The 7,058-nt window shown below is 64.1% G+C and carries 8 protein-coding genes and 1 pseudogene; 4 read left to right on the top strand and 5 right to left on the bottom strand.

Going from position 1 to position 7,058, the window contains the following annotated elements; translation table 11 throughout:
* Positions 1–201 precede the first annotated feature (201 nt).
* Positions 202–1,137 (top strand): methylenetetrahydrofolate reductase, encoded by a 936-nt coding sequence (locus GORHZ_RS21380; protein WP_006336750.1) that lies wholly within the window; start codon positions 202–204, stop codon positions 1,135–1,137.
* 424 nt (positions 1,138–1,561) lie between these two features.
* Here the strand turns inward: GORHZ_RS21380 and GORHZ_RS32290 are convergent, their stop codons facing one another.
* A complete protein-coding gene (locus tag GORHZ_RS32290; protein ID WP_006336749.1) occupies positions 1,562–2,314 on the bottom strand; it encodes a DUF6319 family protein in 753 nt (250 codons plus the stop codon).
* 333 nt (positions 2,315–2,647) lie between these two features.
* On the opposite strand from GORHZ_RS32290, the gene GORHZ_RS21370 reads away from it, so the two are divergent.
* Positions 2,648–3,754 (top strand): DUF3089 domain-containing protein, encoded by a 1,107-nt coding sequence (locus tag GORHZ_RS21370; protein WP_006336747.1) that lies wholly within the window; start codon positions 2,648–2,650, stop codon positions 3,752–3,754.
* 38 nt (positions 3,755–3,792) lie between these two features.
* Here GORHZ_RS21370 and GORHZ_RS21365 read toward each other — a convergent pair whose 3' ends face one another.
* Positions 3,793–4,242: a hypothetical protein gene (locus tag GORHZ_RS21365; protein WP_006336746.1), complete on the bottom strand. Its 450-nt coding sequence runs from the start codon at positions 4,240–4,242 to the stop codon at positions 3,793–3,795.
* A 165-nt stretch (positions 4,243–4,407) separates the two neighbouring features.
* Between GORHZ_RS21365 and GORHZ_RS31340 the strand changes: the two genes are divergently transcribed.
* On the top strand, positions 4,408–4,878 hold the full coding sequence (locus GORHZ_RS31340) for a hypothetical protein (RefSeq protein ID WP_373279626.1): 471 nt from the start codon (positions 4,408–4,410) through the stop codon (positions 4,876–4,878).
* On the opposite strand, the gene GORHZ_RS21355 is transcribed toward GORHZ_RS31340, so the two are convergent.
* Positions 4,857–5,351, bottom strand: a complete 495-nt coding sequence (locus GORHZ_RS21355; RefSeq protein WP_006336744.1) for a hypothetical protein — start codon at positions 5,349–5,351, stop codon at positions 4,857–4,859. The genes GORHZ_RS31340 and GORHZ_RS21355 overlap by 22 nt on opposite strands.
* Before the next feature lie 133 nt (positions 5,352–5,484).
* Positions 5,485–5,688: pseudogene (locus tag GORHZ_RS30270) on the bottom strand (zinc-binding dehydrogenase); the annotation flags it as partial.
* A 196-nt stretch (positions 5,689–5,884) separates the two neighbouring features.
* Between GORHZ_RS30270 and GORHZ_RS21350 the strand changes: the two are divergent.
* The gene (locus GORHZ_RS21350; protein WP_006336736.1) at positions 5,885–6,400 is read left to right on the top strand and encodes a hypothetical protein; all 516 of its coding nucleotides are present in this window, start codon (positions 5,885–5,887) and stop codon (positions 6,398–6,400) included.
* On the opposite strand, the gene GORHZ_RS21345 is transcribed toward GORHZ_RS21350, so the two are convergent.
* Entirely contained in the window at positions 6,384–6,773 is a 390-nt protein-coding gene (locus tag GORHZ_RS21345) for a thioredoxin domain-containing protein (protein ID WP_006336735.1), read from the bottom strand. The two genes, GORHZ_RS21350 and GORHZ_RS21345, sit on opposite strands and share 17 nt — an antisense overlap.
* Between the last annotated feature and the right edge of the window lie 285 nt (positions 6,774–7,058).

Raw genomic sequence — 7,058 nt, 5'->3', positions numbered from 1 at the left:
ATGGTCAATCCGAGCGTGCGACAGGTCGTCGCCACGATCGAATCCGAGTTTCCCGATCGCACACACGAGTTCCTCGGCGACCGACGAGACACCACGCGACAGTCGTGGTGGTCACGACTGCGACGGCGCAGCTAGGACGCAGCACGGCCACACCGCAGATCCCGGGCGCTGACCACGCTCGGCGACTGAGATGATAGCTGGATGGCTCCCCAGGAAACCACCAGTGCTGCCGAGCTTCTGGCGAGGACCCGTGACGGGGTCCTGTTCTACGGCCTGACCCCGCCGCGGGCGACCACCACAGCAGAACAAGCGGACGCCGTGGCTGAGGCGGCCTTGGCCCGGCTCCGGTCAGTGCAGGTCGACGCGCTCATCGTCTACGACGTGGACGCCGAAGCGGACCGGTCCTCGACGCCGCGGCCGTTCCCATTCATGCCAATGATGGATCCGGCCGTCTTCCTCGACCGGCATCTGGCCGGCTGGACTGGGCCGGTCGTCGTCTACCGCGCTGTGAGCAAGTACACCGGGGAAGAGCTGAGTGACTGGCTGTCGGAGACCTCCCGCGACCGAGTGCTGACCGTGCTGGTCGGGGCGGCGTCCCGGCACCAGGTGGTGAGGACGAGCCTGTCCGAGGCCTACCGCCGCTATGCTGCGCTCTCGCGTCCGCCTCGCATGGGCGGCGTTGTCATCGCCGAGCGGCACGCGAATGCGGGGACAGAGCACCAACGCATGCTGCGCAAGCAGGATGCCGGCTGCGAGTTCTTCGTCTCCCAAGTCTGTTACGACCTGGACAACACCCGGACCCTGCTGTCTGACTACGCCTACGGCTGCCGGGACCAAGGTCTGGAACCTCGGCCGGTCGTGCTGACCCTCGCGCCGTGCGGCTCGGTTAAGACCCTGGAGTTCATGTCATGGCTCGGCATCGAGCTGCCTGGCTGGCTGCGGACCGAGATCGCCCGGTCCGGGGACCCACTGACGGTGTCGTACGAGCAGTGCGTGGTCAACGCCCAGGTCCTCATCGCGTTCTGCCGTCGGCTCGGCCTGCCGTTCGGGATCAACGTCGAAAGCCTCACCAACCGCAAGGTCGAGATCGACGCCTCAATCGCCCTCGCCCGAGAGATCCGCAGCCAGCTGGACTGACGCAACGAGCGGAACCTCATGCCATGATGTCCAGTTCAGTGTGGCTGGGTGCAACGGTGGCGACCACGCGCCGACCCGGTGACATCTAGCTCATCTGCAATCATTGATTGCAATCGCATATATATATATATCTGCAATCACCGCTCTAGCGAGCGAAGAGGCATACCCCGGGCGTCGGCGGAGCTGACGCGGACCCGCTTTGCCGCGAAACGCGACTTCGTGCTGCGCACGCTCGCCGCGGTGGAGAAGGCCAAGCGGGCGCTCGAGCCGGCCTGAAGTCGTCCGCAGTAAGCCGTTCGCAGCGGTGCGGTCAGCACTGCTGTCCGGAAAAACGCATGGTCTTCGCTCGCACGGTGGGGCCGCCGCCTCGCGATGCATCCACCTGGGTCGCCGAACTCATGAAGCGAATTTCCGACGGACGACGCTAGGGGTGCCGGGTACCGACAGTGCTTCCGAGTCGATCGTCGAGCTGAGCCAACGCTGCGCGCGCTGTCTCGAGTTCATCGCTGAGCTCGTCGATTCGTTTCTGCGCGGCCGCGCGTGCCGAATCGATCACACCATCCACCGCCGACATCGCAGTGGTATCGCCGAGTTCACGCATGGCGCGCGCCACCCGGTCAGCGGTCACCTCGGTGGGCTTGCCCTGCTTCTTGCTGCCATGCAACACCGACACCCTCCAGGTTGTCGCATCTACCGACGTCACGGTGACACTGACGGCTGCTGTTCCCGGCTTACCACGGCGGGTCGTCTTCGCCGCTGCGGGCTGCCCAGGCTCGCGGGGCGTCCTCGAGGGCGCCGACCCGGACTGCTTCACCGCGCTCGATTGGTTTCGTGGTGACTTCGCCGGTGCCGCGGCTGTGGCGCTGGCCGACGACGCGTGCGGTCGCGTCACGGTGGCAGACGTTGCCGCCGCGCGAGTTCTGTGGAGTTCACTGGCCTCGAAGGGCAGTTGATCGTCCACACCCTTCGGGCTCGCGATCACCGTGGTCCCGTCGATGGACAGCACCCGCGCCGATACTCCGGCGTCAAGACCGAGTGCAGGCATCGGATCGCGGAGGTAAACGGTGACCCGTTTACCCGCGGCGAGTCCCGCGGACAGAGACTCGAGGTCGTCAGCGGTCAGTCCGGCTTTGCTGCGCGAATTCACCTCACCATGTTCGCACACGTGTGCGAACATGGTGACGGGACGTCCGTACTGGCGCCGGGCTTGTACCGCGCGGCCGACAACGCGCCTCGGCGGACGTGACCAGCCGCTCAGCGCTGGGTCCGATCCGACTTTGCCCGCCACGCACCTCGTCTTCGACACTACCGACGTCCGACCCATCGGCGTAGTCTCACAAACGCCATCGCCAGTGCGGCAACCGGTGTGATCCGGAGAGGCCGTCCTTGGGTCGATGCACATGCGACAGCGCGGAGGTTGGTGCGCGTATCTCGATCGGTGAGGCACGGCGACGGGGTGCGCTCGTGGAGAATCAACCGCTGGCTCGTCGGGGTCGGCATGGTGGTCGTCATGGTCGCGCTGACCCTCGGTGCCTATACCCCGACATCCGCAGCGCCGCAGCCCACACTGTGGTTGTGTAGTCCGGCCATGATGTCGGATCCGTGTGATCTGCCGCAGGACACCACCGACCTGCTGACCGGAAAAGTCACCGCGCCGCAGCCGGTGAAGGACTCCGACAAGCCTGTTGATTGCTTCTATGTCCTGGGTACGGTCACGAACGCGCTTGCATCCAATGCGGATCTTGTGGCGTCGCCGGAGATGAAAGCCGGTGCCAGTCTCCAAGCCGCCAGGTTCAACAGGGTGTGTCGAATGTTTGCGCCCGTGTACAGGCAAGAGTCGTTCACCGGCGTGGCACCTGCAAATCTCGGCGTCACCGAGCCCTTCTTCATCGCATATCGCGACGTCCTCAATGCGTGGAACGACTATCTGGCCCAAGCGAACAACGGCCGTGGCGTGATCTTGATCGGACACTCGCAGGGCGGCTTCATGCTTCGCAAACTGATCCGTGAGCGGATCGACCCCCATCCCGACCTCCGTAGCCGGGTGGCCGGCGCATTCGTGATAGGCGCCAATGCGACGACTGCGAGGGGAAGCACCGTGGGCGGTGATTTCACCCATATCCCGATCTGCACTCACCATGGTGAATATCGTTGTGTTACCGCATATTCCACAAACATCGTGTATCCCCCGCTGTCGTTGGTCGGTAACAGTTCACTCGACAACGGGTCTCGGCAGCTCGGACTACCGTTCGGTCCGCAGTTCCAGGTGGCCTGCACCGATCCCGCGGTGCTGAGCGGGAGCAGCAAGCCGGTCGGACTGACTGTGCCGAGCGAACCGTTCCCGCCGGGCATCCTCGCCACGTTGATCGGCTACACGACATTCCCGGAGGCGTGGCCCTCGTCATCGTCGACGTGGACCATCGGCCGCGGTCGCGGAGTCGGGAGTTGTGAAGAGGTGAACGGCTATCACCAGTACCACATTCGAATGACCCAACCACAGGCGATCAACGAAGTGCCTTTACTCGACACCCATCTGATCGACGTCAATTTTGGCCTCGACCGCCTGGTCGGAATTGCCGCGCAGCAGGCAGACCAGTGGCGAGCCAACGCTCGCTGAGATCGGCGGACCATTCGGAACCTACGTGTCACAACGAGTCATCGGCCATCGGTCTGAGCGATCCTGGTACTGAGCCGGTCGAGGCCATCGCGGATGAGCTTCCCGTAGCCGTCGTCGGGCAGTGCGTCGGCCATGGCGAGACCAGCGGCCGCGTGCTCGCGCGCCGAGCCGGTCTTCCCCTGTCTCAGATAACCGTCCCCCAGATTCAGGTGCAGACTCGGTGCCATACCACGGGCATCGTCGATGCCCACGGGCGCAAGCTCCGGACCCCGAACCCTGGAGTACGCGTCCAACGCTCGTTCGTCCCACATCACTTCGTCGTCGAGTTCGGACTGAAGATCAGCGAGATAATGCGCAATGACGCATCGCTGTCCGGCATCAGAGTCGCCCGCCGCAGACCAGCAGGCCAGCAGTTCCTCACGACCCCGTTCTCGCTCGCCTCCCAGCGAGATGCCGACGGCAGCCGTGATCGCGTCCCACGTGGTCATGGATCTGACGATACGAAACGGCACCGACACAGAGGTCGGCCGCTGAGTTGCTCGGCGTGCTCGCAGGCGTCGGGAAACGCGCGATATGGGGCGGCGGCGATACTCGGGTCCCGAAGATAGGGAACAACTCCCGATGCCCGGGTGATGGTACGGAGCCGATATTTGGTGCGCGGCACAACATCGCCGCGTAGCGCGCCGCAGCACTTGGACCGGAGGCTGGGAGATGATCAGATCAAGACACGATTGCACGCCGGTGGGGTCATCGACGAGGGCGCACCGATGAATGCAGTGGTGACCCTGGCCGGCAGTGTATCGACCGCCGTATTCGTAGCGTCCGCATTACCCATGTTGTGGAAGGCGGGTCGGACGCGTGACCTCTCGTCTTACAGCATCGGCAACATCGCGCTCGCGAACATCGGCAATGCGATCTATGCGATCTACGTGTTCAGCCTGCCGTTCGGTCCGATCTGGGTTCTGCACGGCTTCCATGGCACCGCGTCGGGACTGATGCTGATGTGGTATTTGCGTCAGCACGTCGGTGATGGTGCGCGACCGCCTGACAACGACGCAGTCCGGACGACAGCGGCGACCGAGAAAGCCTGCTGCGCAACCACTCAGGGCATCTCCACCGTCTGAGCGCGGCGAATCTCCTCAACGGCGCGCACCAGGTAGGGCTGATGATCGAGCGCTGCGCCGGCCGCCAAGTCGGCGATCACCACGATCGCCGCGCCGGTGAGCTGTGCCACCGGGATGTCCGTGGGTGGACCGTCATCGTCAGAACTTTCGACCACGCCCAGACTGCCGGTGAGCACCACCACCATGGCCGACGGGTCGACGGGCGCATTCCAGTCGCCGGCGTCGTCGACCGCGCGGGTCAGTACCTCTGAGACATCCTCCCCGCTCACCCCGTCCTGGTACTGGGTCTCGAGGAGTTCGCGGACCATGTGGGCGTGTACATCGCGCGCCTCGGGGTGGATCTCGAGCTGTTCGAGGGCTTCTCCGAAACCGTCGAGGTCGTGTGCGCGCGCCGCACGGATGCCCCGATCGGTGGCCTCGGCGATAGCTCGCGCCTTCAGCGGCCATTCGGCCGGCGACTGGTTGTTGGCCACGGCAAGTCTCCTGTCCGAGCGTCCGGGGATCGGATCCACACGCTCACCATGTCGGCGCCGAGCCGCCGACATGAGGCGACGCGGCGGTCTATGAGCATCCTAGTGGCGCTGAAACAGCGCTCTCACAACGGATTCACACCCGAACGACGACCTTGCCGCGAACGTGACCGGCTGCACCGCGTTCGTGTGCCGCGGCAGCGTCGGCGAGGTCGAAAACCTCTCCGATCTCGGGTCTCATCTGGCAGCCTTCGCCGAGGCGTGCGAGTTCGGTGAGGTCCGCGACGTCGGGGCGCACCCACACGTAGTGGCCGCCGAACTCGTCCCGCGCCCGCGCATCGCATCGCAGGGCACAAATGGGTAGCGCACTACTCTATTTGATTCATGAGGAAGCCTCGTACGGTCAGAACATCTCTAAAATGCACCGTCCTAGGCAGAGGAGAACACATTGACCCGGCCATTCCTTCCAATAGCGACAATCAATCACAAATATCTGGCGCGCCCAGGACTCACCCCTTTCCATGGAAGGAACTATCGTGAGTAAAAACCGAACAAACCCCAGCTCCCACGGCTACGTGCCGTGGCGGGTGATCCTCATTTCCAGTGCAATGTTGATAGCGATCCCCGCTCAGGCATCGACTGCTCATGCCGCCCCGCGAACCGTTACCGGAGACGTCGTGTTCCAGATCATGGACTACGAGAATTTCGGGGCGAACGAACGCTGTCACCATGACTTTCGGCTCACCCCCCGTAGCGTTGAAGTCAACCAGAAGAGAATCATCACAGTACGGGCGACATGCGGCGGGGAAATAAGAGTCGAAGTTCGCTACGCTCTCCAACAGCAAGCCGGCGGGTACATTCGCGTCACTGAGGGCTCAGTCAAGTTCTATGAGGGCGACAGCGTGAACACTAACGATTTGGATGGCACATCAGCCTTCGCAAACATCTTCCTCTGGCCAGGGCAAAGCGCCGTCAGGAATATACACGTCCAGAATTGGGCCGAAGGGGAGCCTGACGACAAGGCCGACGTGAGGCTTACTCTGCGCAACTGATGTCTCCCGCCGCAGGTACGCAGCAGTCGGCGGGGCCGCCTGCGGGCACCTCGATCGAGGCATTGCGCGGGGCGAGGTTCAGCGCGGCCCGAAGGGCGGCGACGGACGGGGCTCCGTCGATGCCGCCGCCCTCCACCGGGTAGAGACGGCAGGACACGCCGGCTACCGAACCCGGCTCGGTGAACGGGTCCTCGCCGTCGACGAGCAGTGTCGGTGATCCCGTCATGCGGGCCTCCGTGGCCGCAGCCTGGTCGTTGAGGACGCGGTGGGTGATCGCGACATCGATCTGCTCGCCGGCCACGGCTTCGGCTATCCGGCGCTCGAGCAACCCCACGTTGGGGCAACCGGGGACCTGCAGGATCTCCAACTTCATCGGGTCTCTCCTTCGGCGTGCAAGGTCCTGGATCAGGCGGCTATCGGGTCAATCGGCGACCATTCTCCGCCATCGAAGACGCCAGATTCTCGCCAATCTGGTGGCGAATGTTCGGGTGCTTCTCTGACCACCCACTACTCGTGTTCTCACGGCGTAGTTTCAAAGTCGACCTTTCCGCCCGCGCCGCACCTTGTGTGCGCGCCAGACTCGAGGATGTCGGCCCCTCAGGACACGGTAACCGTGAGCGGGAGTCGAACGAGGAAGGACGACCGATGCACACCACTA

The organism is Gordonia rhizosphera NBRC 16068 (genome assembly GCF_000298195.1).
GTDB lineage: Bacteria > Actinomycetota > Actinomycetes > Mycobacteriales > Mycobacteriaceae > Gordonia > Gordonia rhizosphera.
Note: the sequence above shows the minus strand (reverse complement) of the source record. Positions and strands in the feature narration are given on the sequence as shown.

Coding starts and splice junctions, on each gene's coding strand:
- GORHZ_RS32290 (WP_006336749.1), bottom strand. CDS start 2,314: ATGTTCGCACACGTGTGCGAACATGGTGAGGTGAATTCGCGCAGCAAA.
- GORHZ_RS21380 (WP_006336750.1), top strand. CDS start 202: ATGGCTCCCCAGGAAACCACCAGTGCTGCCGAGCTTCTGGCGAGGACC.
- GORHZ_RS21365 (WP_006336746.1), bottom strand. CDS start 4,242: ATGACCACGTGGGACGCGATCACGGCTGCCGTCGGCATCTCGCTGGGA.
- GORHZ_RS21345 (WP_006336735.1), bottom strand. CDS start 6,773: ATGAAGTTGGAGATCCTGCAGGTCCCCGGTTGCCCCAACGTGGGGTTG.
- GORHZ_RS21370 (WP_006336747.1), top strand. CDS start 2,648: ATGGTCGCGCTGACCCTCGGTGCCTATACCCCGACATCCGCAGCGCCG.